23 protein-coding genes are annotated in these 26,410 nt (G+C 70.4%); 12 read left to right on the top strand and 11 right to left on the bottom strand.

Features of this window, described 5'->3' with window-relative positions; genetic code table 11:
* The first annotated feature begins 35 nt into the window (after positions 1–35).
* The 3 genes from uraD to hpxO are packed head-to-tail and all read left to right on the top strand — an operon-like array spanning position 36 to position 2,062.
* Positions 36–551: a 2-oxo-4-hydroxy-4-carboxy-5-ureidoimidazoline decarboxylase gene (gene uraD / locus P8R59_RS07130; protein ID WP_278103341.1), complete on the top strand. Its 516-nt coding sequence runs from the start codon at positions 36–38 to the stop codon at positions 549–551.
* On the top strand, positions 548–868 hold the full coding sequence (gene uraH, locus P8R59_RS07125) for a hydroxyisourate hydrolase (RefSeq protein WP_077050920.1): 321 nt from the start codon (positions 548–550) through the stop codon (positions 866–868). The genes uraD and uraH overlap by 4 nt, the downstream gene beginning before the upstream one ends.
* A gap of 9 nt (positions 869–877) precedes the next feature.
* A complete protein-coding gene (gene hpxO, locus P8R59_RS07120; protein ID WP_077050921.1) occupies positions 878–2,062 on the top strand; it encodes an FAD-dependent urate hydroxylase HpxO in 1,185 nt (394 codons plus the stop codon).
* A 311-nt stretch (positions 2,063–2,373) separates the two neighbouring features.
* On the opposite strand, the gene P8R59_RS07115 is transcribed toward hpxO, so the two are convergent.
* Entirely contained in the window at positions 2,374–2,898 is a 525-nt protein-coding gene (locus P8R59_RS07115; RefSeq protein ID WP_077050923.1) for an adenine phosphoribosyltransferase, read from the bottom strand.
* Positions 2,899–3,300: 402 nt separating this feature from the next.
* Here P8R59_RS07115 and P8R59_RS07110 point away from each other — a divergent pair, with 402 nt between their 5' ends.
* Together P8R59_RS07110 and P8R59_RS07105 are read left to right on the top strand one after the other, a co-directional pair.
* Positions 3,301–4,980, top strand: coding sequence for a glycoside hydrolase family 13 protein (locus P8R59_RS07110; RefSeq protein ID WP_278103340.1), 1,680 nt, complete (start codon positions 3,301–3,303; stop codon positions 4,978–4,980).
* 27 nt (positions 4,981–5,007) lie between these two features.
* Entirely contained in the window at positions 5,008–6,000 is a 993-nt protein-coding gene (locus P8R59_RS07105) for a LacI family DNA-binding transcriptional regulator (RefSeq protein WP_278103798.1), read from the top strand.
* Positions 6,001–6,139: 139 nt separating this feature from the next.
* Here P8R59_RS07105 and P8R59_RS07100 read toward each other — a convergent pair whose 3' ends face one another.
* The gene (locus P8R59_RS07100) at positions 6,140–7,390 is read right to left on the bottom strand and encodes a septum formation family protein (protein WP_278103339.1); all 1,251 of its coding nucleotides are present in this window, start codon (positions 7,388–7,390) and stop codon (positions 6,140–6,142) included.
* A gap of 27 nt (positions 7,391–7,417) precedes the next feature.
* Positions 7,418–8,611 carry an NAD(P)/FAD-dependent oxidoreductase gene (locus P8R59_RS07095; RefSeq protein WP_278103338.1) on the bottom strand — a complete coding sequence of 398 codons (1,194 nt, stop codon included), beginning with the start codon at positions 8,609–8,611 and terminating at the stop codon, positions 7,418–7,420.
* Positions 8,612–8,928: 317 nt separating this feature from the next.
* Between P8R59_RS07095 and P8R59_RS07090 the strand changes: the two genes are divergently transcribed.
* From P8R59_RS07090 to ypfJ, 4 genes are all read left to right on the top strand, one after another.
* Entirely contained in the window at positions 8,929–10,143 is a 1,215-nt protein-coding gene (locus tag P8R59_RS07090) for an amidohydrolase (RefSeq protein WP_278103337.1), read from the top strand.
* Positions 10,144–10,189: 46 nt separating this feature from the next.
* Complete coding sequence (locus P8R59_RS07085) at positions 10,190–10,684, top strand: hypothetical protein (protein WP_278103336.1); 495 nt, start codon at positions 10,190–10,192, stop codon at positions 10,682–10,684.
* Between the two features lie 100 nt (positions 10,685–10,784).
* The gene (locus P8R59_RS07080; RefSeq protein WP_278103335.1) at positions 10,785–11,630 is read left to right on the top strand and encodes a serine hydrolase domain-containing protein; all 846 of its coding nucleotides are present in this window, start codon (positions 10,785–10,787) and stop codon (positions 11,628–11,630) included.
* Positions 11,631–11,747: 117 nt separating this feature from the next.
* On the top strand, positions 11,748–12,620 hold the full coding sequence (ypfJ, locus tag P8R59_RS07075) for a KPN_02809 family neutral zinc metallopeptidase (protein ID WP_278103334.1): 873 nt from the start codon (positions 11,748–11,750) through the stop codon (positions 12,618–12,620).
* A 151-nt stretch (positions 12,621–12,771) separates the two neighbouring features.
* Here the strand turns inward: ypfJ and P8R59_RS07070 are convergent, their stop codons facing one another.
* The 6 genes from P8R59_RS07070 to P8R59_RS07045 all read right to left on the bottom strand — a co-directional run bounded on the left by P8R59_RS07070 (position 12,772) and on the right by P8R59_RS07045 (position 19,680).
* Positions 12,772–14,004 carry a glycoside hydrolase family 32 protein gene (locus P8R59_RS07070; RefSeq protein ID WP_278103333.1) on the bottom strand — a complete coding sequence of 411 codons (1,233 nt, stop codon included), beginning with the start codon at positions 14,002–14,004 and terminating at the stop codon, positions 12,772–12,774.
* Positions 14,005–14,049: 45 nt separating this feature from the next.
* Positions 14,050–15,096, bottom strand: a complete 1,047-nt coding sequence (locus tag P8R59_RS07065; protein WP_278103332.1) for a LacI family DNA-binding transcriptional regulator — start codon at positions 15,094–15,096, stop codon at positions 14,050–14,052.
* Between the two features lie 11 nt (positions 15,097–15,107).
* Positions 15,108–16,520 (bottom strand): NosD domain-containing protein, encoded by a 1,413-nt coding sequence (locus P8R59_RS07060; protein ID WP_278103331.1) that lies wholly within the window; start codon positions 16,518–16,520, stop codon positions 15,108–15,110.
* A 1-nt stretch (position 16,521) separates the two neighbouring features.
* Positions 16,522–17,358, bottom strand: a complete 837-nt coding sequence (locus P8R59_RS07055) for a carbohydrate ABC transporter permease (RefSeq protein WP_278103330.1) — start codon at positions 17,356–17,358, stop codon at positions 16,522–16,524.
* The gene (locus P8R59_RS07050) at positions 17,355–18,209 is read right to left on the bottom strand and encodes a carbohydrate ABC transporter permease (protein WP_077051371.1); all 855 of its coding nucleotides are present in this window, start codon (positions 18,207–18,209) and stop codon (positions 17,355–17,357) included. The genes P8R59_RS07055 and P8R59_RS07050 overlap by 4 nt, the downstream gene beginning before the upstream one ends.
* 148 nt (positions 18,210–18,357) lie before the next feature.
* On the bottom strand, positions 18,358–19,680 hold the full coding sequence (locus tag P8R59_RS07045) for an extracellular solute-binding protein (protein ID WP_278103329.1): 1,323 nt from the start codon (positions 19,678–19,680) through the stop codon (positions 18,358–18,360).
* A gap of 215 nt (positions 19,681–19,895) precedes the next feature.
* On the opposite strand from P8R59_RS07045, the gene P8R59_RS07040 reads away from it, so the two are divergent.
* Both P8R59_RS07040 and P8R59_RS07035 read left to right on the top strand, forming a co-directional pair.
* Positions 19,896–20,114 (top strand): hypothetical protein, encoded by a 219-nt coding sequence (locus P8R59_RS07040; RefSeq protein WP_278103328.1) that lies wholly within the window; start codon positions 19,896–19,898, stop codon positions 20,112–20,114.
* 31 nt (positions 20,115–20,145) lie between these two features.
* Positions 20,146–21,357, top strand: a complete 1,212-nt coding sequence (locus tag P8R59_RS07035) for a NosD domain-containing protein (protein ID WP_278103327.1) — start codon at positions 20,146–20,148, stop codon at positions 21,355–21,357.
* A gap of 82 nt (positions 21,358–21,439) precedes the next feature.
* On the opposite strand, the gene P8R59_RS07030 is transcribed toward P8R59_RS07035, so the two are convergent.
* Both P8R59_RS07030 and P8R59_RS07025 read right to left on the bottom strand, forming a co-directional pair.
* On the bottom strand, positions 21,440–22,750 hold the full coding sequence (locus P8R59_RS07030; protein WP_278103326.1) for an ETX/MTX2 family pore-forming toxin: 1,311 nt from the start codon (positions 22,748–22,750) through the stop codon (positions 21,440–21,442).
* A 294-nt stretch (positions 22,751–23,044) separates the two neighbouring features.
* Positions 23,045–24,145, bottom strand: a complete 1,101-nt coding sequence (locus P8R59_RS07025; RefSeq protein WP_278103325.1) for a VanZ family protein — start codon at positions 24,143–24,145, stop codon at positions 23,045–23,047.
* Positions 24,146–24,277: 132 nt separating this feature from the next.
* On the opposite strand from P8R59_RS07025, the gene P8R59_RS07020 reads away from it, so the two are divergent.
* On the top strand, positions 24,278–26,365 hold the full coding sequence (locus P8R59_RS07020) for an APC family permease (RefSeq protein WP_431606881.1): 2,088 nt from the start codon (positions 24,278–24,280) through the stop codon (positions 26,363–26,365).
* Positions 26,366–26,410 lie beyond the last annotated feature (45 nt).

Genomic DNA, 26,410 nt, shown 5'->3' with positions numbered 1-26,410 from the left:
CAGCCCCGTAACGCGCGCCGCATAGCGTTGCAGGCATGCACCTCACCGCCTTCAACGCGGCTTCGCCCGCCGACGCGGCGGGAGTCGTCCGCGTCTGGGCCGACATCCCGGGATGGGTCGACGCCGTCGTCGCCGGCCGGCCCTACGCCGACGTCGACGCCCTCGCGGCCTACGCCGGAGACCTGGCCGCGGCCTGGTCGCCGGAAGACCTCGCCGCCGCTCTGCACGCCCACCCCCGCATCGGCGCGAGAGTGTCGGGCGAGAACGCCGAGGCCGCGGCATCCCGTCGCGAACAGGCCGCGATGACCACCGCCGCGGACGACGACGTCGCCGCGATCGCCGCCGGCAACGCCGCGTACGAGGAGCGGTTCGGTCGCGTCTTCCTCATCCGTGCGGCGGGCCGCACCCCCGGCGAGATCCGCGCCGAACTCGAGCGCCGCCTCACCAACGACCCCGACGCCGAGACCCTCGAGGCGACGCGGCAGCTCGCCGAGATCGCGCTGCTGCGCCTGCGCGGCAGCGTCACTGACGCCCCGGAGGGCACCGAATGACGCACCTCACCACGCACGTCCTGGATGCCGCGACCGGCACGCCCGCGTCCGGCGTCGCCGTGACGCTCGCGCACCTCGACGGCGCGACGATCGACTCCGCCGCGACCGACGCCGACGGGCGTCTCGCGCTCGGCCCCGACCGTCTCGCCGACGGCGACTACTCCCTGACGTTCGGAACCGGCGCCTACTTCCGGAGCCGCGGCGTCGCGTCGTTCCACCCCGTCGCGACGGTCGCTTTCACCGTAAGCGGCGAGGGCCACCTGCACGTGCCGCTGCTGCTGAGCCCGTTCGCGTACTCGACCTACCGCGGCAGCTGAGGAGGAGCCATGAAGGTCATCGTCATCGGAGCCGGCATCGGCGGAACCTCCGCCGCCCTGGCGCTGCAGAAGCTCGGCCACGACGTCGTCGTCTACGACCGTATGCGCGAGAACCGGCCGGTCGGCGCCGCGCTGTCGCTGTGGTCGAACGGCGTGAAGGTGCTCAACTGGCTCGGACTCGGCGCCGAGGTCGCCGCCCTCGGCGGCCAGATGGACGACATGGCCTACTACGACGGCCACACCGGGGAGGAGATGTGCCGTTTCTCGTTGGCATCCGTCACCTCTCAGACCGGGCAGCGGCCCTACCCGGTCGCCCGCGCCGATCTGCAGGCGCTGATGATGGATGCCGTCGGCGCAGACCGCATCCACCTCGGGATGCGACTGGTCGGGGTCTCCGACGACGGCGAGACGGTCACCGCGACGTTCGCGGACGGCTCGACCGACACGGCCGACCTCCTCATCGGGGCCGACGGGGCGCGCTCGCTCGTGCGGGACTACGTCACCGAGCCCACCGGCATCCGCCCCGAGAGGCGCTACTCGGGGTACGTCAACTACAACGGCCTGGTCGCCGCCGATCCCCGCATCGGGCCGCCGCACCAGTGGACGACATACGTCGGCGACGGCAAGCGCTGCGCCGTGATGCCCGTCGCGGGCGACCGGTTCTACTTCTTCGTCGACGTCCCCGGGCCCTCGGGCGTGCTCGAAGACCGTGTGGCGGCGCTCGAGTCCGCGTTCGGCTCGTGGGGAGCGCCGGGCGTGCGGGCGCTTCTGGATGCCATCGACCCCGACGCCTCGCTCAACCGCGTCGAGATCTGGGACATCGACCCGTTCGACACCTGGGTGCGGGGGCGCGTGGCGATCCTTGGCGACGCCGCGCACAACACCGCCCCCGACATCGGGCAGGGCGCGTGCTCGGCGCTCGAGGACAGCTTCGCGCTCGGGATCGTGTTCGCCACGACGACGCTCGGCGTCGAGGATTCGCTGAAGCGCTACGAGCGCATCCGCACCGAGCGCGCGGGCGACCTCGTGCTGCGGGCGCGCAAGCGGGCGCACGAGACGCACGCGTTCGACGTCGAGGCGACGCAGGCCTGGTACGACGGCCTGCGGCGCGAGGACGGCTCCGGCGTCATCCGCGGCATCGTCGGCAACATCGAGGGCAGCCCCGTGGAGCTCGGCGCGAGCGTGCTGCGCTGACGCGCGGCGCGGGGGCGCGGCGGGGCGGCGCGACGGCGCGGGGGCGCGGCGGGGCGGCGCGACGGCGCGGGGGCGCGGCGTGGGGGCGGCGCGGCAGCGCATCGGGTTCAGTGTCCAAGACACGCCGTATCGGGGCGCGGCGCAACGGCGTGTCTTGGACACTCGCCGTTGCGCGCCGCTGCGGGCGGCACGGTGTCTGGGCTTCAGTGTCCAAGACACGCGGATGCCACGACCCGCGGTCCGCGTGTCTTGGACACTCACGTGAGGGGCAGCACCGACGCGCCTCGGCGGGGAGGCAGACGCGCGGCGGGTCAGACGTGGAAGATGCTGTGCACGTCGCCGCCGAGCACATGGCGGCCGCCGAGGGCGTCGATCTCGAGCAGCACCGCGGTGCCGGTGACCTCTCCGCCGAGGCGGGCGACGAGGGCACGCCCCGCTTCGAGAGTGCCGCCGGTGGCGAGGACGTCGTCGAGCAGCAGGACGCGCGTGCCGTCGGCGATGTCGTCATGCATCTCGATCTCGGCGGTGCCGTACTCGAGCGCGTACGAGACGGATGCCGCGGGCCGCGGCAGCTTGCCCGCCTTGCGGATGGGAACGAGTCCCACGCCGGCCGCGACGGCTGCGGCTCCGGCGAGGAGGAAGCCGCGCGCCTCGATGCCGGCCACCACGTCGAAGCGACCCGCGAACGGCTCGAGCAGCGCCTCGATGGTGACGCGCAGGGCCTCGGCATCCGCCAGCAGCGGCGTGATGTCGCGGAACATCACCCCGGGCTCGGGGTAGTCGGGGATGCTGCCGATCAGCGATTCGGCACGGGAGAGAGCGGAGGCGTCGGGCACCGTCCCAGCCTAATCGCCGCGGGTTCTCCGCGTCGGGCCCCCCGTCTGTCCGGCGGCCCTCGCCCTGACGTCCGCTTCGGTGTCCAAGACACGCGGACGGCAGTGGGCGGCATCCGCGTGTCTTGGACACCGAAACACCGGCGAGGGCGCCGAAGCACCGAGGAGGACACTCACGCACCGAGGAGGGCGGCACCCTGGAACGCGCGGCGGAGCGGCGGCGACGGGTGGGCGGCGGCGGCGGAGCGGCGCAACGGCGCAGCGGCGGAGCGGAGCGGCGGCGGAGCGGCGGCGACGGGTGAGCCGCGGGGCGCCCTGTGACACGGCGGAAACGCGGCCCCGGTAGTCTGCGATCGTGTCGACCCCCTCCCCCGCGCTGCAAGCGCTTGCACTAGGTTGTACCGCATGACTTTCACGCAGCAGGACGCGCGCCCCGAACTCGAGTCCGCTCCCGGCTCCGAGTGGTGGCGGACCGCCGTCATCTACCAGATCTATCCCCGCTCCTTCGCCGACGCCTCGGGCGACGGCCTGGGTGACCTCCCCGGCGTCACCGCGCACCTCGACGACCTCCAGGAGCTGGGTGTGGATGCCATCTGGCTGAGCCCCTTCCAGCGGTCGCCGCAGAAGGACGCGGGGTACGACGTCGCCGATTACCGCGACGTCGACCCGATCTTCGGCACCCTCACCGACTTCGACGCCATGCTCGCGGGCGCCCACGACCGTGGCATCCGGGTGATCGTCGACCTGGTGCCGAACCACTCCAGCGACCAGCACGAGTGGTTCCAGGAGGCACTGAAGGCCGCCCCCGGCAGCCCCGAGCGCGCGCGGTACATCTTCCGCGACGGGAAGGGCGAGAACGGCGAGCTGCCCCCGAACAACTGGGAGTCGGTGTTCGGCGGCGGCATGTGGAAGCGGGTGACCGAGGCCGACGGCACGCCGGGCCAGTGGTACCTTCACATCTTCGACGAGTCGCAGCCCGACTTCGACTGGACCAACCCCGAAGTGCGCGCCGAGTTCCGCGACATCCTGCGCTTCTGGCTCGATCGCGGGGTCGACGGCTTCCGCGTCGACGTCGCCCACGGCCTCATCAAGGCCGACGGCCTCCCCGACTTCACCCCCGACCCCGAGGGCGGCTCGATGGGCGGCGACGCCGACGAGGTGCCGTACTGGGGCCAGCCGGGCGTGCACGAGGTGTGGCGCGAGTGGCACGAGGTCCTCGCCGAGTACGACGGCGACCGCGCCCTGTGCGCCGAAGCATGGCTCCCGACTGTCGCGCAGACGGCGCTGTGGGTGCGCCCCGACGAGATGCACCAGGCGTTCAACTTCGCCTACCTCGAGACGAAGTGGGATGCCGAGGCCCTCCGCGACGTGATCACCGAGTCGCTCGACGAGTACGCCGCGGTCGGCGCCCCGAGCACGTGGGTGCTGTCCAACCACGACGTCGTCCGGCACGCCTCGCGACTCGCACTCACCGCGGAGAACCCGCAGGGCGCGGGCATCGGCCCGAAGTCCCCGGGCCAGCCCGACCCCGTGAAGGGGCTGCGACGCGCCCGTGCCGCGACCTCGCTCATGCTGGCGCTCCCCGGCTCGTCGTACCTGTACCAGGGCGAAGAACTGGGCCTGCCCGAGGTCATCGACCTGCCCGACGACGCGCGACAGGACCCCACCTGGTTCCGCACCGAGGGCGAGCGGTACGGTCGCGACGGCTGCCGCGTCCCCATTCCGTGGACGGCCGACGCCCCCGCGTACGGCTTCAACGACACCGGCGCCGCCTGGCTGCCGCAGCCCGCCGAGTGGGCGGAGCTCGCCCGTGACGTGCAGCGCGAGGACCCGGCATCCACCCTGTCGCTCTACCGCTCACTGCTCGCCGAGCGCCGCGCGCGCGGCCTCGGGGCGGGATCGCTCGAGTGGCTCGACGGTTTCGGCGACGACGTGGTGGCGTTCCGCAACGGCTCCGTCACCGTGATCGCCAACCTCGGCGACACCGCGGTCGAGCTGCCCGCCGGAGACGTCCTGGTGGCGAGCGGACCGCTCGACGGCGCCTCGATCCCGACCGACACGACCGTCTGGATCGCCGCGGCCTGAGCCGTGGCATCCGGGATCCGCGAGACCGTGGTCGGCATCGACGAGGTCGCCCGCCGGGCGGGCGTGTCGACGGCCACGGTCTCGCGAGCCCTCAGCGGGCGCGGGCCCGTGTCGCCCACGACGCGCCAGCGCGTGCAGACCGCCGCGGATGAGCTGGGCTACGTCGTATCGGCGGCCGCCTCGGCGCTGGCGACCGGCCGGGCGCGGGCGATCGGGGTCATCGTGCCGTTCCTGGACCGGTGGTTCTACAGCACGGTGCTCGCGGGGATCTCGGACGGTCTCGTCCGTCGCGGCTTCGACATCACCCTTTACGGCGTGAGCACGGCGGCCGAGGAACGGCACCGCGTGTTCTCCGACAACGTGCGCCGCCGCCGGGTCGACGGGATCATCACCATCGCCCCCGAGCTTGACGCCGAAGAGGCCGAGCTCCTGCGCGGCCTCGGTGTCCCGATCGTCGCGATCGCCGGCCCCAATCCCCTGGTGACGACCCTCACCGTCGACGACCGCGCCGTGGGTCGCCTCGCCACCCGGCACCTGCTCGACCTCGGTCACCTGAGGATCGCGCACATCGGCTCGCACGAGACGAGGGGGTCGTCGGTGCCGGCCCTCCGCCGTCGTGGCTTCACCGAAGAGATGGATGCCGCCGGCGCGACGCCCTCGTTCGCCGACGCGGACTTCACGATCGAGGGGGGATCGGCTGCGGCGCGGCGCCTCCTCGACGCCGTCGACCGCCCGACCGCGATCTTCGCCGCGTCGGACGAGATGGCGATCGGCGCCGTCCTCGCCGCGCGGGAGGCGGGGCTGCGGGTGCCGCAGGACATCTCGATCATCGGCGTCGACGGCAACGACCTCGGCCGCTGGTTCGGGCTCACCACCGTCGACCAGTTCGCCCGCGGTCAGGGCGAGCGCGCCGCCGAGGCGGTCCTCGCCGACCTCGACGGAGCCGCCCCCGCCCTCCGTCGCGGCACGCTCCCGTTCGCTTTGCTCGAGCGCGGCTCGACGGCGGTGCCGCCGGTCTGAGGCGAGTGCCGGGCCGCCGCATCCCGGCACGACTCCTGCATGGCGCGTCCCGCCCGACGGGCACACCCGCAGGGATGCCGCACCGCAGGAACTGCGCGCGGCTCGCACCGCTCGTGAGCGGAACGAGACGAGCGTCCGGTCAGCGCTTGGAAGCCGCCAGCGACCCGGTCGTCTGCGCGACGGACGGGTCGAAGATCATGCACAGGATCTCGCGGTCGCCCTGCGCCCAGGTCTCCTTGGTCGGGGAGAGGTAGGTGTAATCGAGAGTCGAGTCCGCGTACGGGATGCCCACGAAGGCGGCGAACGCCGCGTCGCACTTCTCGTAGGCCTGCTCCTCGAACACGCTCTCCCCGGGGAAGGCGCCGTCGTCGACCAGGAACGAGCTGAAGATCTCGAAGTTGTGGGGCTGGGCGCAGTCGAGCACGTTGTCGCTCGTGATGTAGGTGGTCGCCAACTCGTCGAGGCACGTGCCCACCGGGAGCGCGAAGGTGTCGTTCTCCGCCGGGGGGAGGAACGGATCGAGAGGAGAGCCGGCACTCGACGACGCCGCGCCCAGGGCGAACAAGAGGAAGAGGGCGATGCCGACGATGATCGAGAGCACCATCATGACCGCCCCGGCCACGATGCCGCCGATCGCGAGGCCGCGGCCCTTCTCCCCCGTCCGCTTCACCTGGGCGAGCGCCACGGAACCGGCGATGATGCCACCGATCGGGAAGACGAAGCCCAAGACGATCGCGACGATCGCGACGGTGTTCGTCCGCTGCTCGGCGCCCGGGACCGGAGCCGGGGCACCGTACCGGAACCCGGGAGGCACGGCGGCGTACCCGGCGGGAGGGACGGGGGAACCGCCGGGGGCGGCGGACGCGGGGTGACCGCCGGGGGCGGGCGGGGCCGGGTGACCGCCGGGCACGACCGGCGGCGCGGGTGCACCCTCCGGCGCGTCGATGCCGGACGCCGTGTCCGGGGCCGCAGGCGCGGGGACGCTCCCGGCACCACCGGCCAGCAGCCCCTGCTGCGCGAGACGCACCCCGGCCAGGTGCGCCGCGTCGCGGACGATCTCGCCCACACGGGCCGCGCCGACGGCGCCGCCCGTGACGAACCCGCCGACCGCGGAGTGCTCGAACACGGCCAGGGTGCCCTCGGCATCCGGGGAGAGATGCACGTCGAACCGCACGTGCATGTCCTGTCCGGCGAACGCGCCCGCGACCACCGTCGTCCCGAGGCTCCCGCGGGAGACGTCGAGCGAACCGCCGGCCGTCGGCTGCACGGTGAAGCCCTGCTCGGCCAGCGCCGAGCCCACGGCATCCCGTGCCTGATCGAGCGGAAGAAGAAGTCGCAGTTCTGCGGTCGCCACGGATGCCCCCTGATCTCGCCGCACGGCGAGTGCCACGGCAGCGATCAGGCTATCGCCCGTCGGTCAGCGGATGCGGCCCACCAGGTCGTCGCGCGTCAGGGTGTCGGCCTCCGCGAGCACGGAGCGTGCGGCGTCGCGGGCGTCCTCGACGTTCCACAGCAGCACGCCGACGACCCGGTCGTCGTCGAGGTAGTAGACGACGCCGCGGTCGGAGTCGATCCAGTCCTCCACCGTGGCGAGCGACGAGTCGAGCGTGCCGACGGCCTCGTACCGGATGCCGAACACCGCCGAGTAGTAGTACGGCGTGTGCGTGTACGGCTCCGCGGCGCCGGCGAGGTTGCGGCCGACGGCCCGGCCCATCTCGTTGGCGTTGTCGACGTGCTCGACCCGGCGGCGCCCGAGCAGCCGATCCGGGTAGCTCGCGACGTCTCCCGCGGCCCACACGTCGTCGACCGACGACCGCAGCTGCGCGTCGACCACCACGCCGTCGTCGACGGCGATCCCCGCCGCCTCGGCCAGGTCGGTCGCGACCTCGATGCCGAGCCCGCTCACCACGGCGTCCGCGCGCACCTCGCCGCCGCCCTCGAGCGCGAGCCGGATGCCGTCGGCATCCGCCTCTCCTGCCTCGACCTTCGATCCCGCGACGATCTCGACCCCGGCGTCGCGGAACAGCTTCTCGAACCGCTCCGCGAGCGCGGCCGGGAACACCGCGTCGCCGAGCACCGCACCGGTGTGGATCAGGACCGTGTCGACCCCGTTCTGCACGAGGGCGGCCGCGAGTTCCGAGCCGATGTACCCGCCGCCGACGACCACGATGCGCTCGACTTCCTCGGATAGGGCGCGCAGCCGCCGGTAATCCGCGGCGGTGCGGAACGTCAGCGACCGCTCGCCGCCGGAGCGGTCGTCGATCGGGAGCGGCACGGGGTGGCCGCCGGTCGCCAGCAGCAGCTTTCCGTACGAGTACGTCGCGCCGTCGGCATCCACTTCGTGCGCCTCGGGGCGGACCGCGGTCGCGCGCGTGCGCAGCCGGATGTCGGCGCCGGTGTCGTCGGCGGTGCCGAGCGGCACCTTCTCCCACGTGAACTCGTCGTCGGTCCACAGCTTCTTGCTGAGGGCGGGGCGCGTGTAGGGCTCGTCGACATCGTCGCTCAGGATGCCGATCGACCCGCCGGCGTCGATCTCGCGGATGCCGCGTGCGGCGGTGTCGGCGACCATCCCGCCGCCGACGATGAGGTAGTCGAAGTGTGTCGTGGCCATGCCGCCAGCCTCTCCGCCACCGCCGCCCACCCGGGACGGCTGGACAGCGGAGGTGGCATCCGGTAGCGGGGCACGGCGCGACGGTTTCGGTGTCCAAGACACGCGGATGCCGCTCGCCCGCGTCCGCGTGTTCTGGACACTGGATCGCATCGAACGGTGCCTCGCCCGCTCGAGCGTCTCGTGAGGAGATTCAGTGTCCAAGACACGCCGTACGGCGTCGGGCGGATGCGGCGTGTCTTGGACACTGAAACGCGGGAAGTGCCGCGGCACGGAAGCGCGCGGGGCACCGCGACGACGCGACGCCTAGGCTCGGAGGCATGAGTGTCGACCTCGAAAGCCTGTACACCGACCTTCACACCCACCCCGAGCTGTCGTTCCAGGAGACCCGGACCGCCGGCGTCATCGCCCGGCACCTCGCGGACCTCGGACTCGAGGTCGAAGAGGGCGTCGGACGGACGGGCGTCGTCACGAAGATCGACAACGGCCCCGGTCCGGTGGTCTGGCTGCGCGCCGACATGGACGGCCTGCCCGTCGAGGAGCAGACGGGCCTCGCCTACGCGAGCACCGCGCGCGGGACCGACCCGGCCGGCAACGCGGTTCCCGTGATGCACGCGTGCGGTCACGACATGCACGTCACCGCCCTGATCGGGGCGCTCGAGCGTCTCGTCGCCACCACGTCGGAGTGGTCGGGCACGGTCGTCGCGGTGTTCCAGCCCGCCGAGGAGTACGGCGCAGGCTCGCAGGCGATGATCGCCGACGGCGTGCTCGACCGGTATCCGCGGCCCGACATCGTGCTCGGGCAGCACGTGACACCGCTCCCCGCCGGAACGATCGGCGTCCGGCCGGGCACCCAGATGGCGGCATCCGACGGCCTCACTGTCGTGCTGCACGGCCGCGGCGGACACGGCTCGCGCCCCCACTCCACGATCGACCCGGTCGTCATGGCCGCCGCCACCGTCATGCGCCTGCAGACGGTCGTCTCGCGCGAGGTCGACCCCCGCGACGTCGCCGTCGTCACCGTCGGCTCGATCCACGCGGGCCTGAAGAACAACATCATCCCGGCCGAGGCGAAGCTCGAACTCAGCCTCCGCTACCCCGACGACGCGGCGCGGGCGCGGGTGATGAGCAAGGTCGAGCGGATCATCCGCGCCGAGGCCGAGGCATCCGGAGCCGAGAAGACCCCCACCATCACGACCGACCACTCCCTGCCGCCCACCATCAACGACCCGGATGCCACGGCCCGCCTGACCGCGGCCTTCCGTCGGGCGTTCGGCGAGGCGGGCGTCGTCGACCCGGGCATGTTCACCGGCAGCGAGGACGTGTCGTGGTTCGCCCGCGAATCCGGCGCCCCGCTGGTGTTCTGGTTCTGGGGCGGAGTGGATCCGCAGACCTTCGCGGATGCCCTGGCCGGCGGCACGATCGAGCGCGACATCCCCACCAACCACTCGCCGTTCTTCGCGCCCGTCATGCAGCCGACGATCGACCGCGGAGTCGAGAACCTCGTGGTCGCGGCCCGGGAGTTCCTGGACTGATCGGCGCGGCCGTGTGAGGGTGGGAGAAACCTTTGGGGAGGCCGTCATGACCATCACGCAGGACGAGACCCACGTGAACGCGCTGCTTCCGGGGGCGGCGGTGGTCGTCGGCATCCGCTCGCTCCTGGTCTGGGCGATCGTGGCGGTGACGATGCTGGCGGTCTTCCTGCGCGGCAGCATGGGCAGCTGCTCGGGGGGCGTCACCGGCAGCGGGGGTTTCCTCGACGCCGAGGGACGACCGACCGACGTCGCCCCGATGTGCGGCTCGGTCACCGTGAGCGCGCACCCGCTGATCTACGTGGCGATCGGCCTGGTCGTGCTGTTCTCGCTCACGAGGATCCTGCGCCGCGCCGACACCGTCGAACGCGCCCTGAGCATCCTCCACAACGCCCGGATGGTGATCGTGGTGCTCACCCTCGTCACGTTCGTCGTGGGCTACTGGGCCATCTCGACCCTCCGCGTCGAGGACTGGAACAACTACTCGCTGTTCGCTCCCCTCCCCTTCGCCGGGTTCGACATCTCCACGCGCCCGATGGGCTGACCGGCCCTGGTGCCCCCGTCAGCAGGCGCACGTGCGCGACCGTCGGTGGGGGCGACGACGCCCGCGAAGACGGCGGGCACTCCTGCGTAGCCTTGTGGACATGTCCGCCGCCGCCCGCCTCCGCGATGAGCTCGTCCCCCGCATCGACGCGACCGGTTTCGCCGCGCACGGGGTGCACGTGAGGGTCGGCGACGACACCGCGACCCACCGCTGGGCGCCCGACGTGCGCGAGGAGATCCACTCCGTCGCCAAGGCCGTCGCCGTGCTGGCGGCCGGAATCGCGGCGGATGAGGGTCTCGTGTCGCTCGACGCCCCGCTGAGCGAGCTCGTGCCCACCTCCGCCGAGCTCACCCTGCGGCGCCTGCTGACCATGACCGGCGGAATCGACTTCGCGTACTCCGAGACGATGATGAGCGACTGGCCCGACCTCGCCGCCGAGTTCCTCGCGCGGCCCTCGCGCGGCCGCGTCTTCCAGTACTCCAACGCCAGCACGTATACCGCGATGCACGCGCTGTCGCAGCGCACCGGCGACGTCGAGGAGTACCTGCGGCCACGGCTGTTCGCCCCGCTGGGCCTCGACGAGGTGCACTGGCGCCGCTGCCCGAACGGCCGGGTGCTCGGCGGCGAAGGTCTCGCCCTGCGCACCGACGAGATGGCGCGCCTGGGCCTGCTGATCCGCGACCGCGGGCTCTGGAACGGTCGTCGCCTCGTCTCGGCGAAGACGGTGGATGCCATGCACTCGGCGTGGATCGAGACCGGCAGTGCGGGTGAGGGCTACCGCCGCTACGCGATGGCCGGGTGGGACGGTCCGGGGAACGCCTGGCGTCTGCACGGCGCCCACGGGCAGCTGATCGTCTTCGCCGGCGACGCGGTCGTCACGGTCACCGCGAACGATCACGGCGGCGCCGACGCGGTGGCATCCTTCATCGCGGAACGGGCTGCCTGAGAAGGCTCACGAGCGCGCGGCGGATCCCGCGCCCTCTCGCGACGGTGCGTCGAATCGGCTGACGGCCGCGTTTCAAGCCCCCTTCCTTCGCGACCGTCACGCGCTACCGTCTCGGACGTGACGTTCAACGACAACGCCCGCGTCGGCGGCAACTCGGCCAAACGCCGTGGCGGCACGGTCGCCGCCGTCGGCGGGGGCGCGGTGGGCCTCGGCGCGGTGGTCTTCCTGCTCATCCAGCTCTTCACCGGCACCGACCTGAGCGGGATCGTCGGAGGCGGAGGCGGCGCGGCGCCGCAGACCGGCGGCGAGCGCATCGCGAACTGCGAGACCGGCCAGGATGCCAACCGCAACGACGACTGCCGACTCGCCGCCGCATCGCTGAACATCGACCAGTTCTGGGGCAAGACCGTCGAGGGGTACCGCGAGCCGCAGCTGATCATCGTCGACGGCTCGACCTCGACGCAGTGCGGCACCGCGTCGAACGCGACCGGGCCGTTCTACTGCCCGCCCGAGGAGACCGTCTACGTCGACCCGACGTTCTTCGCGCTGCTGCGCGAGCAGTTCGACACCACGGCAGGCCCCCTGGCCCAGTTGTACGTCCTCGCCCACGAATACGGCCACCACGTGCAGAACCTCATCGGCGTCATGGAGCAGTACCCGAACAACGGCACCGGCCCGGACAGCAACGGCGTGCGCACCGAGCTCCAGGCCGACTGCTTCGCCGGCGCGTGGGTGGCCGACGCGGGCGATCAGGTCGACGAGAGCGGCACACCCTACCTCGAACCGCCGACCGACCAGCAGATCGCCGACGCCCTGGCCGCTGCGGCATCCGTCGGCGACGATCACATCCAGGCCGAGTCCGGCGGGGTCGTCAACCCCGAGAGCTGGACCCACGGCTCGAGCGAGCAGCGGCAGCGGTGGTTCGACGCCGGTCGCGCGGGCGGGGTGAACGCCTGCGACACTTTCTCGGTGCCGGGGACGAGCCTGTAGCCCCGGGCCCTCGTCCCACTTATGACGCCCTGTGTCCCACTTCTTGCGGGACACAGGGCGCCAGAGCGACGAGAAGTGGGACGCGGGTTCGCGGCACCCCGACGCGGCCCCCGACCTGCGGAGACCGGCGGCGTCGCTGCGGCCCGGCGTCTCAGCGCAGCGGGTAGACGGCCCCGGTGCCCGCGGTCGTCTCGACGTGGAGGTCGTCGCCGAGGGGGGCGAGGACGGCGCTGAACACCCCCGCCTCCGACGACAGTTCGAAGACCGGCCCGTCGAGGATGATCCGAACCGCCGCGCCGACGGGCACCGTCCACTGCTGCGTGCCCACGCGCACCACGGCATCCGCCTCGCCCTTGTCCACCGTCACGGCCTCCGCCCCACCCGATCGGACGGTCAGTCGCCCGCTCGTCGCCGACCACTCGATGTCGGCCGCGAGGCCGGCGACCCGCCCGTCGATGGCGAGCGGGCCGCGGTGCCGGGCGACGTCGGGATGCGGTGTGGCGGTGAGCACCGCACCCTCGAGGCCGAGGCGGTACGGCACGCTGTGCGCGCCCTCCCAGCCGGCGTCGTGGTCGCCGACCCCGCGGATCCAGAACTGGAGGCACGCAGCGCCCTCGGCGTCGACGAACAGGGACGGCGCGTACAGGCCGTCGCCGTAGGTCAGGCGCCCCCACGCCTCGGCGTCGAAGCGATCGCCATCGAATCCGCCGACGGCGTAGCCCGCGTAGTGCAGGATGTCGGCGTCCCAGACCGACGAGATCATGATGTCCCCGCCGTCGAGCGTGACGAACTGCGGACACTCCCACAGCGCCCCCATCCACACGGGTTCCGTCAGCTCGGTCGAGCGTTCCAGCGCCACACCGGTGTACCGCCACGCACGAAGGTCGGGAGACGTCCAGGTCAGCGCCATCGCCGTCCCGTCGCGTCCCGCCGCGCCGACGAACATCCGCCAACCGTCGCCGTCACGACGGATGAAGGGGTCGCGGAACGCGATGAGGTCGAGCTCGGCGGGCGCGGTGACGACGACCTCGCCCTTCACCCAGGCCCCGTCGAGGCCGGCATCGGGCGTGGCGACACGCACGCGGCCGATGCCGAAGTCGGGTTCGGTGATCGCGGTGTAGAAGATGCGCAGGTCGTCGCCGTCGACCATGAGGCATCCGGTCCAGATGCCGTCATCGCCGTCGCCCGGCGCAAGGACGACGTCGCGTTCCCGCAGCGACAGGAGGTCGGGCCCGCTGGCGTGGCCCCAGTGGCAACTCGGAGCCCACTCGACCCGATCAGGGACGTACTGGAAGAACGCGTGGTACTCGCCGTCGCGCCAGGTGATGCCGTGGGGGTCGTTGATCCAGCCCGAACGGGCGGTGAAATGCAGCGAAGGGCGCATGGAGGGTCTCCGAAGGAAGGGTCCCGGAAGGGGGAGGGGGGAAGGTCAGGCTCGGGGCGCCGCAACCGACTCGCGCTCGACGAGCGGGCACGGCAGCAGTGTCGGCGCGAAGGATGTCGCCCGCTCGCCGGACCCGCTGACGACGGCGTACAACGCGTCGACGGCCCACGCCCCCATCTCGTAGTGCGGGAGGGCGACGGTGGTCAGGGGCGGGAACAAGCTTTCGGGGATCGGCGCCTGGTCGTCGAACCCGACCACCGACAGGTCGCCGGGGATCGACAGCCCGCATTCCCCGGCTGCCCGGTAGGCGCCCATCGCCATCCGGTCGTTGTAGCAGAACAGCGCCGTAGGGCCGGCATCCAGGAGGGCGTTCGTGGCGGTGTAGCCGCCGCGGGCGTCGGAGCTCCCCTCGGCGACCAACCCCTCGGTGGGCAGCCCCGCCGCGGCCATCGCCTCGAGGTAGCCACCGAGGCGGCCGCGGGTGGCCGGGACGTCTTCGGCGCTCGCGGCGAAGGCGATGCGGCGGTGCCCCCGCGCGACGAGCATCTCGACGACCGCCACGGCCCCGGCGCGTTCGTCGGGGAGGACGGCGGGCAGGATGCCGGAGCTGTCGCGCGCGCCGATGAGAACGGCCGGGCGGGCGGAGAGGTTTTCGGGCGCGACGATCTCGTCGTGGTAGACGGTGGCGTAGATGATGCCGTCGACCTGGCGGTCGAGGAACGCCTGCACCTGCACCGGGGGGACCTCCGGATCGGGGTTCAGCTCGGAGTTGATGATCGCCAGTGTGAGGTTGTGGCGGCTCGCCTCCTCCTGCGCCCCGAGGATGATGCGACCGGCGTGCGGGGTGGTCGCGATCTCCTCGGTGAGGAGTCCGATCATCTCCGACGCCTGCGTGCGCAGGCCACGGGCCAGGCGGTTCGGACGGTAGCCGAGTTCCTCCGCCGCGACGCGCACACGAGCGGCGGTCTCTTCGCTGACCCGGGTGTGCGGGGTGGCGTTGAGCACGTGCGAGACGGTGGTCTGCGACACCCCGGCGCGCGCGGCGACGTCACGGATCCCCGCCGTCTTCTCGGTCAGCCGCGTCTCGGTCATCGTCGCCCCCCTCACGTTCGTACCATCTTCTGCCCCGGCACGGTGCTGTGCGACGTCCGGACGGCGGGTGTGAAGCGGACCGCATTGACCGTGAGGTCGGCGTCCACTTCGTCCTCGGTCCCGGAGTCGAGGATCGTGTTGCCGGTGGATGCCGCGTCCACGCGCACCGCGACCACCGCGAGCGGCCGTGCCTCCGCGGTCGACAGCAACGCCTCGACCTGCGCCTCGAATGCCGAATCCTGTGAGCCCGGGTCGACGTCGGAGGCAACGACGTGATTGTCGGACACCCGGTTGCCGCGGCCCGCGGCCAGTCGGACGATCACGGGCGCCGCACCGTCCGGCCGGACCCGTGACGCTGCGACGACCTCGGAGAAGTGGTTGCCGATGATCGAGTTGCCGGCACCGTCGACGTTCACGAGGCCGAACGCGTCGTCGTAGCGTCCCTCCACCCCGAGGAACGGGGTCCAGGGCTCGTGGTCGCGCAGGAAGTGATTGGATGCCACGAGGTTCTCGGAACTGCCGGCCGCCAGGACCACCATGCCGGGGTAGAACGAGTGCAAGCGGTTGTTCGTGACGCTCGACCGTGTCACCGCGTGGAGCGAGACGCTGCTGGACCCGCGCGGGAAGACGTTGTTGGCGGTGATGAGCAGACCGCCGTGATTCTCGGCGTAGATGGAATGGCCCGCGAACCCCGCGCCGATGAGGTTGTCGGTGATCTTCGACGCCTGCCCCCACCCGCGCAGCTCCACGCAGCTCCCGCACTCGGCGATGAAGTTGTCGTGGATCGACAGCGCGTCGGCGTTGTAGATGGTGAGCGCGTTCTCGAGGTACACGAACCCCATCCCGTTCACGCGGAAGGAGTCGTTGGCATCCCGGACGAAGATCCCGGTCTTGCCGTTGACGTAGGAGTTCTCCACATTGTCGTCGGGTCCGGGAGCGGTGAAATGCAGACCGTCGATGCAGAAACCGCTGAACTCCACCGAGCTGATCCGCGGGCTGCCCGTGCGCGCCACGAGGAACGCGGCTCCGGATGCCTCGTCGTCCGACTGCATGTTCACGAGATCGACCATGACCCGGCTTCCGCCCGGCCACAGCTCGTGCAACCCCGCCCACTCGGACTCGGGGACGTTGAACCGGATGCTGGAGGACGTGAACCCGTGCCCCGCCCCCTCGATGCGCACGAAGCTGAGGTCGATGACCACCTGCGTTCGCAGGCGGTAGTCGCCCGGCGGGATCTGGATGACGGCTCCGGGACGACCGCCGTCCTCGACGTCGGCCCCCTGCTGGCGCTCCTTGACGTCGCGCAGGATGTCGTTGATCACCGCGCCGATGTCCTGAGCGGCGTCGCCATGGGGCCATTCGGTCACGTCGTAGCGGTTGTTGCGCGGAGGCATCGGCGAGTTCTCCTTATCTGCGAGTGCCATGTCAGCCCTTCACAGCACCCAGGGTGAGACCGGCGACGATGTGCCGCTGGAGGAACAGCGTGAGCAGGATGACGGGAACCGAGTAGACCGTCGCCAGCGCGGTCATGCCACCCCAGTCGAGGCCGAACTGGGTCTGGAAGTTCGCGATGACGACGGGCGTCGTCTGCGCTCGCACGGAGGTGAGCAGCAGCGCGAACAGGAACTCGTTCCACGAGGCGAGGAACGCGAAGATCGCCGTGACCGCGAGCCCCCCGGACACCACGGGCAGCACGACGCGCACCATCGCCTGGAGTCGCGAGCACCCGTCGACCTCGGCGGCCTCGCCCAGCTCATCGGGCACCGCCTCGAAGAAGCTGGCCATGAGCCAGATCGACAACGGCAGCGAGATCGTCGTGTGCGCGAGGGCCAGCCCGAACGAGGTGTCGGTGAGGCCCAGCGATCGCATCACCTCGATGAGAGGCGCTCCGACGGCGATGGTCGGAACCATGCGGGTCACGAGGGCCGCGAGGATGAACACGCGACCGCTCGGTGTGCGGAACCGCGTGATCGCGTAGGCCGCCGGTACGGCCAACAGGAGCGACAGGGCGGTCGAGATCACCGCGGTCACCACGCTGTTGACCAGGGCGGCCGGCACTCCCGCGCGCGACAGCGCCGAGACGTAGTTCTCGAGCGTCCAGACGCCGGGGAGGACCGTGGGCGGGACGGCGATGGCATCCAACGGGGTCTTGAACGACGTCAGGAGGAGGTAAAGGAAAGGGAAGCCGTACAGGGCGACGGCGACGGCGAGCAGAGCCCACAGCACCACGCGGCTGCGGCCGACCGTTTCGAGGGGGTTCATCGCGCGGTACCTCCGGGACGCCAGATGAGCAGGACGGCCGCGATCGCGACGGCGAGCATGGCCACGAGGTAGACCGTGCCCATCGCGCTCGCCAGGCCCGGGTCGCCGAAGCGCGTCATCGTGCGGTAGATCAGCAGGCTGAGGGTGGTGGTGCTGTTCTGCGGCCCACCGTCGGTCTGGATGAGGATGATGTCGAACGCCCGCGCCGCGTCGATGCCGCGGACGATCAGGGCCACGGCGATCACAGGCCGCAGCAGCGGAAGGATGATGCTGAACAGGATGCGGGGGTAGCGCGCCCCGTCGATGCGGGCGGCTTCGATGACGTCGCCCGGGATGTTCTGCAGTCCCGCGAACAGCACGAGCGTGATGAACGACGTCGTCAGCCAGATGTCCGGCACCGCCACCGAGAACAGGGCGATGCGCGGATCGCTCAGCCACGCGATCTGGCTCGGATCCGAGAGGATGCCGACACGGGTGAGCAGCTCGTTGACGATGCCGAAGTTGTCGATGAGCAGGAAACGCCACAGGAGCCCCGCGACGACGGGGGCGATCATGAGCGGATACATGAAGATCGTGCGGAAGACCGCTGACCGACGTCCGAGAGCGGTGAAGAGCAGGGCGACGGCGAGTCCCAGGACGAACTCCGCCGTCACCACGACGACCGTGTAGACCACCGTGCGCATCGATGCCGACTGGAACGTCTCGGACCCGAAGGCCGCGGCGTAGTTGGCGAGCCCGACGAATGTGCGACCGGCTCCCGCGAACGGCGAGATCTCGAAGAAGCTGTCGTAGACGAAGCGGACGAGCGGCCACAGCACGAACACAGCGAGAAACAGCGCTGCCGGGGCCATGAGGGCCAGGGCGAAGCGCCGGTCTCCGGCGTCCTTGCTGCGGCGCCGACGCGGGGCCGCCGGCACGTCCCGCGACGGGGCGGCCGGGGCCACCCCGTCGCGGGCGGGAGGAGCGATGGTCTCCACGGGGTGCTTTCGAACGGGATCGTCAGTTGACGATCGACTGGATCTGGGTCTTGGCGTCGGAGAGGAGCTTGGCGGTGTCCGCTCCCGGCTCGACGGCCTTCTGCAGCATCGGCACGAGCACCGAGTCGACGATCTCCTGCCACTCCGGCGTCGCCGGGCGGGGCGCGGAGCCGGGAGCTTCGAGGGTCTTCACGAGGGCCCCGTAGTTCTCGAACCCGGCGACGTCGGCCTTCGACTCGAACGCGCTCTTGCGGGCGACGAGTCCCAGCGACGTGTCGGCGGCGAGGTCGTTGTGCTCGTACGCGAACGCGATGAAGTCCTTCGCGGCATCCTGCTTCGTCCCGCTCGCGGGCACCGACAGGTACCAGGCGCCGGGAACCCCGGCCACTCCCCCGGGTCCGCCGATCATGGGCGCGACGCCGATGGAGTCCTTCACGGGCGAATCCGCCGGAGTCTGCCGGTAGGCGTGGCCCCAGAAGCGCATCATGGCGAGTTTGCCCTGGTAAAAGAGGTTCTGCGCCCCGGCCCAGTCGAGCTGGGCGGCACCGGACGGCGCGTACGGCAGCAGGCTGATGTAGAAGTCGAGAGCCGCCTTGTGCTTCGCGTCGTCGATGGTGACGTCGCCGCTCGAGGGGTCGAGGACCATCTGCGACTCCCCGGCCTGCGAGACGGTGGCGAGCCACTCGGTCTCGACGGCGCCCTTCACGTCGGTGCCGTAGAGGTCGACGGTTCCATCGCCATCGGTGTCACGGGTGAAGAATTCGGCGACGTCGCGGTACTGCTCCCACGTGGTGGGGGCGGCCAGCGGGTAGCCGTACTTCGCCTGGAAGTCGGCCTTGTTGGTGGCGTCCTCGAACAGGTCGGTGCGGTAGAAGAGGATCTCGGAGTTCGTCCACACCGGCATCCCGATGTGCTTCCCGTCGACCTGCGACTCCCCCACGAGACCGTCGAAGAGATCGTTCTTCACGTCGTCCGTGAACAGGTCGTCGAGGGGGGCGAGACCCGGAGCGAAGGCCGGGAGCCAGATGGCATCCAGGGCGGCGACGTCGAACGACGGCGTGCCGGCCTGGAGTTCGGACTGGATGCGGTCGTACAGGCCGTCGTAGGGCAGCTCGACGAGCGTGACGTCGGTGCCCTTCTCCTTCTTGTAGAGGTCGGCGATCGGCTGGAGCTCGGCCTTGCCGCCGCCCTCCACGACGACGGTGAGGGTGGAATCCTCCTCGGCTGCACCGGTGCCGCCGCCGGCACCGCATCCGGTGAGGACGACGGCCGCGGCCGCCACGACGGCGAGCGGTCCGATCGCGCGCCGGACGAGTCCGGTCTGCTGTTGCGTGCGAAGCTTCATCACTTCGACTCCTTCGTGAGTGATTCGGGAAAGTGCGGGTGGGAGTCTCCGCCAATACGTTTTGGCAAATCGTCTTGGCACGAAGCTAACGGCCGTATGCCGCACCCGTCAAGCGCGGCCGGAGGCCAAAGTCTTTGGCGCTTGCCCGCCCCGCGAGCCCGTTCTACTCTCGCCTCGAGGCTGCATGCCAAATCCATTTGGCTCGAAGGAGAACCATGACCCGCATACGCTCACGCCGACTCGCGCCGACGGCCACCGCCTCCGCGGGCGGACTCACCCGGCGGGGGTTCCTCACCATCGCCCTCGCGGCCGGCGCCGTCGGCACCTGGGGCGCCCGCCCCGCCGTCGCGGCACCCACGGCCGGCGCAGCAGCCCCCGCCGCCGCGAACACGCCACCCCCACGACCCCACCGCACGCTGCTCGGCGTGCTCTGAAGCGAACGACCCGAACGGCGAAGGAGCCGACATGCCCTCGACCATCTACGACGTGACGACCTGGACGATCCCCTCCGCACCGACGATCACGGCCTCCACCGACATCGGCGCCGTGATCAACAGCATCATCGCCGACATCAAGTCGACGCAGACCTCCCAGGCGTCGAAGCCCGGAGCGGTGATCTACATCCCGCCGGGCGACTACTCGCTCAAGACCCGCGCCGTCATCGACATCAGCTACCTGCAGATCAAGGGCTCGGGCCACGGTTTCACCTCGTCGAGCATCCGGTACAACGCGGGCGACACGTCGTCGTGGTGGGAGATCTTCCCCGGCGGCAGCCGGATCCGCGTCGAGAACACCGACGGCAACGCCGAGGCGTTCCTCATCCAGCGCTCCGGATCGCCGCGACTGAGCTCGATCGAGTTCATCGACTTCTGCCTCGACGGCGTCTCATTCACGCCGAACCAGAACAGCTACACCAACGGCAAGATCGGCATCCGCTCCACCAGCGACACCGACTCCCTGCGGATTGCCGGGATGGGCCTGGTGTACCTGCAGCGCGGGCTCGTCATCACGGGCGCCGACGCGCTGGCGGTGACGAACAACTTCATCGCCGAGTGCGGCAGCTGCATCGAGCTCGTCGCATCCGGACAGGCCAGCCTCGTCAGCGGCAACCTCGTCGGCGCGGGGCCCTACGGGTTCTCGATCTTCGCCGAGGGCCACTTCGGTCTGCTCATCTCGGGCAACAATGTGTTCCCTCGCGGCAAGAGCAGCGTCCACCTGAAGAACTGCGGGAACAGCAGCGTCACGGCGAACCGCCTGCACAGCTTCTTCTCCGGCATGATCACGACCGAGGGCACCTGCGACAACAACCTGATCAGCAGCAACCACTTCCTGCGCAACCGCGAGAGCTTCCCGCCGTTCCAGAGCGTCCCCGCCCCGCAGGACGACCTCTTCGGGCTGATCCACCTGCGCGGCAGCGGGAACACCGTGGTCACGAACCATTTCTCGTTCGACGTCCCGCCGGCGAACGTCCTGCCCTCGGGTGCGGCTCCGACGATGGTCCTGGTGAAATCGGGGAGCAACAACTACCTGGCGATGAACCACCACGCCGCGAACGTCGCCGTCCGGTCGGCGGTGCTCGATGGGAGCACGACGAACACCAAGGTCCTGGATTCCGGCACGACGGCCGAGTTCCAGGCACTCGGCGCGGCGACCTACGGCTTCCGCGCGACGCCCTGAGCGACGTCACGGCAGCGAGGATCGACCCCCGCGCAGAGCACAGCCCGGCGCGGGGGTCGATCTCCGTCCTCCAGGGCAAGGGCTACCGCTTGTTCAGGGTGACGTCCGCGTTGTTCTTCACGACCTTGAGCGACTTCTGCGCCTTCTTGGATGCCGAAGTGCCGGGGATCGGCCAGGTCTCGGCGCTGATGAACTCCTTCGCCGCGGCGTCTGCGGTGAACCGCGACATCCACGTGAACGTTCCGTCAGGATGCACCCACGACGGCAGGAATCCCGAGGCCTTGCGGAAGGCTTCACCGACGCCGATGGTGCGCCAGTTCGATCCGTCGCAGTTGGAGATGCCGATCTTTCCACCGAACTCCCCGATCGACTCGATCTTGCCGGTGGCGCGCCCCTTCGTGAGCATGTAGTCGATCTTGCCGTGGTAGTTCGGCGGGACGATCAGCGTCTGCGACGGATACGTCACCGATTCGGTCTTGGTCTTGGTCTCGGTGGTCGAGTTCGAGTTCTCCGCCGAGAATCCGAGCTCCCAGCTCACGGAGGTCTCGAAGATCTCCATGATCGTGATCTTGAAGCTGTTGCCCACCTTCCCCGCGGTCGACGCCTTGTGCTCATTGGTCACCGTCGCGGTGGACGTCACGGTCTCGGTCCTGCTCCGCGTGGACCAGGTCTGCTTGTCGGCGGTCCTGTTGTCGGCATCGAGCGCGTTCGCGACGACCTTGTCCGTCTGCTCCAACTTCTGATCGAGGATCCGCGCAGACCGCACGTTCATGACGAGATCGTCGGTGTTCAGATTCTGATTCGGGTAGGCCTTCGCCAGGGCTTTGATGACGTCGAAGGCCTCGGGCTCGGCGTCCGCGGGCACGGCGGCCGTGGTGCACGGCGCTTCGGTTCGGACGTTGGGCACCGGCTTGTAGATCGCCCGCGCCGTTCCCGTGATGCGCCCCGTCGAGACGACCGGGAACGAGATCCGCGGATCGGGCGACGCGGAGCGCTGGATCGTGCCCTTCCAGGTGAAGTCGATGTAGAAGTGCCGGCGATCCGGGTCCATCCGGCAGGCGATCGTCACGATCCCGGGCGTGGGCACGCAGATCCCGGAGCGTTCGGCGCCGGATGCGAACTCGAGGCCACCCGGAAGGGTGAGGTAGTACTGCTCGGTCTCGCCCGCCCGTGCCTCCACGGTCGGGATCTGCGAGCTGGGGGCGGTCTTGAACTTCATCGTTCCCGCCACTCCGGCCTTGTCGAACACGGCCGAGCCGTTGGGTGTCACCGATAGCTCGTAGACCCCCAGCTTCGTCGTGCCACTGCCGGCGTAGGCCGCCCCGGCGGGGACGCCGACGGCGGCGACGACGATTCCGACTGCGGCGACGAGCGCCGTCCACTTGATTCTCATGCTGATTCGCTCCTTGGTTGCTCAGACGGCGGCAACCTTCCAGAGGCGAACGACACGAAGGTGACGCGACCGCTGGCTGACGGGAGGTGCGGGGCAGGACTTCGTCCGCCTCTCGTCCGAACGCTCAGCGGCGCTTCACCAGCGGCCGGCGGCGCGATCCTCGCGATGCACAGCAGGGACCACGGAGCGGGGAGGCGTGCGAAACCCAATAGTCGGTCGCTCGTGCGATGTCGTCGTCGGCAGCATTCGACGAAACGACCCGCATGACGTCATGGTGAGAGATGGCAATCCTTGTCATCGATCGTGGTCCGCGCGAGGAGCCGCTCCGGCGTCCACGGTCGGACTCACCACGCCCTCGCGGTCGTCGACGAGCCGACGGCGCCCGATCCAGCCGGTGAGGCCCCGTCCGTCGCGCCACGCGAACAGCAGCGCGATCGTGGCGATGAGGAGCACCACCGAAAGCAGCGACCACGGCGCCGGGAGGCCCTCGAGCACCGTGTAGGCGCCCGCGCCGGTCAGGAACCGCAGCACCCGCGCGAGCCAGGTCGGCAGGACGCCGTTCGTGTACCGCACGCGGGTGGCGAGGTCGCCCACCGAACGCCCGGTACCGAGGATCACGACGAGCCACACGGCGGCGCCGACGCCCGTGCCCACCGCCGAGGCGAGGTCACCCGTGCGTCCCGGGTCGTCGAACAGGAGGACCAGCGCCGCCTGCAGCGCCACCGCGACGCCCGAGCCGAGCAGTCCGATGCCGACCACGTCGCACAGGATGCCGAGCACCCGGCGGCCGCGCGTGACGGGACGGGGGATCTCGGCATCCGGGGACTTCTCCAGTCCGCGGTGCTTCCGCGGCACGGCGAACGCGACGAGGGATCCCAGGAGCGCACCGGACGTGTTGGCGATGAGGTCGTCGACGTCGAAGACGCGGTAGGCGCACGGGAACACGCCCCAGACACCCGTCAGCTGGGTCGTCTCGATGATTCCGCTGATCGCGAGACCGACGAGCCCGGCGACCACGATGCCGCGCCCGCCGAGCACGCGCAGGAAGAATCCGAGCGGCACGAACAGGAGAACGTTCAACGCGACCTGCAGCACGACCGGATCGGTCAGATACCGCCCCGACACGGCGACGGCATCCCGGATCTCGTCCACGAACTGGAACGGGCGGAGGTTCCTCCCCGCGCAGCGGTAGGCGTCGCTGTCGGGCATCGGGACGAGGGTGTACGTCCAGATGGCCCAGAAATACACCGCCGCGCCCGCCCACAGGAGCGTCCGGCCGAACGACAGCCGCCCGCGCCGTCGGTAGCTGACGGCCACGAACGGCACGAAGGCGAGGAACGCCACGACGCCTCCGAGGAAGATCGCCAGGCTCCCCGATCCGATGATGTTGTGCACCCGGCGAGCCTAGGGAATAGTGCCCGAGGCCACGGAGTTCTCACCGTTACGGTCACCCGTGCACCTCGCCGGATGACTACCAGCCGGTGAACGCGCCGCGGGTCAGATTGCGTACGGGCGGTAGTGCGCGTAATGTCGCGCGCCGTGACTGACGAAAGTCGCGAGCCCGGCGAACCGACGCCGATGGCCAAGCGCATCCTGATCGGCGAGCCTCTCACGTCGGAAAAACTCGACGAACAGCTCCTCCCCAAGAAGATGGCCCTCCCCATCTTCGCCTCCGACGCACTCTCCTCCGTGGCCTATGCGCCACAGGAGCTGCTGATGATCCTGCTGATCGGAGGAACGGCCCTGCTGACGCTCAGCCCCTGGGTCGCCGCAGCCGTCGTCATCCTGCTGGTCGTGGTCGTCCTGAGCTACCGGCAGCTCATCAAGGCGTACCCCTCGGGCGGTGGCGACTACGAGGTCGCCAGCAAGAACCTCGGCGAGGTGCCCGGTGTCGTGGTCGCCGCCGCTCTGCTGGTGGACTACGTGCTCACGGTCGCGGTGTCGGTGGCATCCGGGGTCGACAACATCATCTCGGCGCTCCCGGAACTGAACCCCTTCCGGGTCGAGATCGCGGTCGGGTTCGTCATCCTCATCGTCATCGTCAACCTCCGCGGCGTCCGCGAGGCCTCCTCGGTCTTCGCGATCCCGACGTACCTGTTCATCGGGTCGGTCGGCATCATGATCGTCGTCGGCCTCGGTCGCGCCGTGCTCGGCGACGTGCCGGAGGCCTCCAGCGCCGCCTACGGGGTGCAGGCGGAATCGCTCACCCAAGCAGCGCTCATCCTTCTCGTCCTGCGCGCGTTCTCGAGCGGCTGTTCCGCACTGACCGGCGTCGAGGCCGTCTCGAACGGCGTGCCGGCGTTCCGCAAGCCCAAGATCCGCAACGCCCAGACGACCCTCACGCTCATGGGCGGCATCGCCATCGCCCTGTTCGTCGGGCTGACGCTCCTCGCCCTGCTCTCCGGCGTGCACTACGCAGAGAACCCCTGCAACCTCATCGGCTTCGACTGCACGCTCCCGCAGCCGAGCCTCATGGCGCAGGTGGCCGCCGCCACGTTCGGCATGGGCAGCATCCCGTTCTTCATCATCCAGGCCGCGACCGCGTGCGTGCTCCTGCTCGCGGCGAACACCGCGTTCAACGGCTTCCCGCTGCTGGGTGCCGTGCTCGCGCGCGACGGCTACGCCCCCAAGGCGCTGAACACCCGCGGTGACCGTCTCGTCTACTCCAACGGCATGGTGATCCTCGGCATCGTCGCGATCGGCGTGCTGATCGTCTACCAGGCGAACCTGACGACCCTGATCCAGCTGTACATCATCGGCGTGTTCGTGTCGTTCTCGCTGGGGCAGATCGGCATGGTCCGCCATTGGCGCCGCACGTTGGCCGGCCTTCGCGCGCTGTCGCCCGAGGCGGCGCGGCAGCAGAGCGCGCGGTACGAGCGACGCTCCGCGATCACGGGCCTGTGGATCAACTCCCTCGGCGCCTCGCTCACCGTGCTCGTGCTCCTCATCGTCACGATCACGAAGTTCACGCACGGCGCGTGGCTGGTGTTCATCGCGATCCCGATCCTCGCGACGCTCATGCTCGGCGTGAACCGCTACTACCGCGACGTCGAGCACGAGATCCGCATGGACGACGACGTGCACTTCGGCTCGTCGGGCGACGTCGCGATCATCCTCGTGAACCGTCTGCAGAAGCCGGTCATGAAGGCGATCGACTACGCCCTCGCCGCCAAGCACGACAAGACGCTCGCGGTGCACGTGGCGATCACCGAGGAGGATGCCGCGGGCCTGCAGAAGGAGTGGGCGGCGCACGACATGCCCATCCCGCTCGTCATCATCGAATCGCCGTACCGCACGTACACGTCACCGGTCACGACCTTCATCAAGAGCTACCGCGAGAAGCACGGCTCGGCCGTCGTCACGGTCTATCTGCCGCAGTTCATCGTGGGCCACTGGTGGGAGTCGATCCTCCACAACCGCCGATCGCGTCGCCTCGCGCAGCAGCTGATGCTCGTGCACGGCGTCTCGATCACGCTCGTCCCGTGGCTGCTCGACTCGTCGGAGCTCATCTACGGCCGGCGCTCGCGTCCGCTCCCGGGCCAGCAGCGCGGTGGCCAGCCCGTCGCCGAGGTGCCCGCGCACCGCGGGAAGGCGCCGAACTCCCCGGCATCCTGAGCACCCGAGCCGGGTGAACGCGCAGGCACCCCTCCCGCGATCCTG

Origin of the sequence: Microbacterium proteolyticum, assembly GCF_029639405.1 — a bacterium.
Taxonomy (GTDB): Bacteria; Actinomycetota; Actinomycetes; order Actinomycetales; family Microbacteriaceae; genus Microbacterium.
The sequence above is the reverse complement of the archived record's forward strand: the minus strand, read 5'-3'. Positions and strand labels throughout refer to the sequence as shown.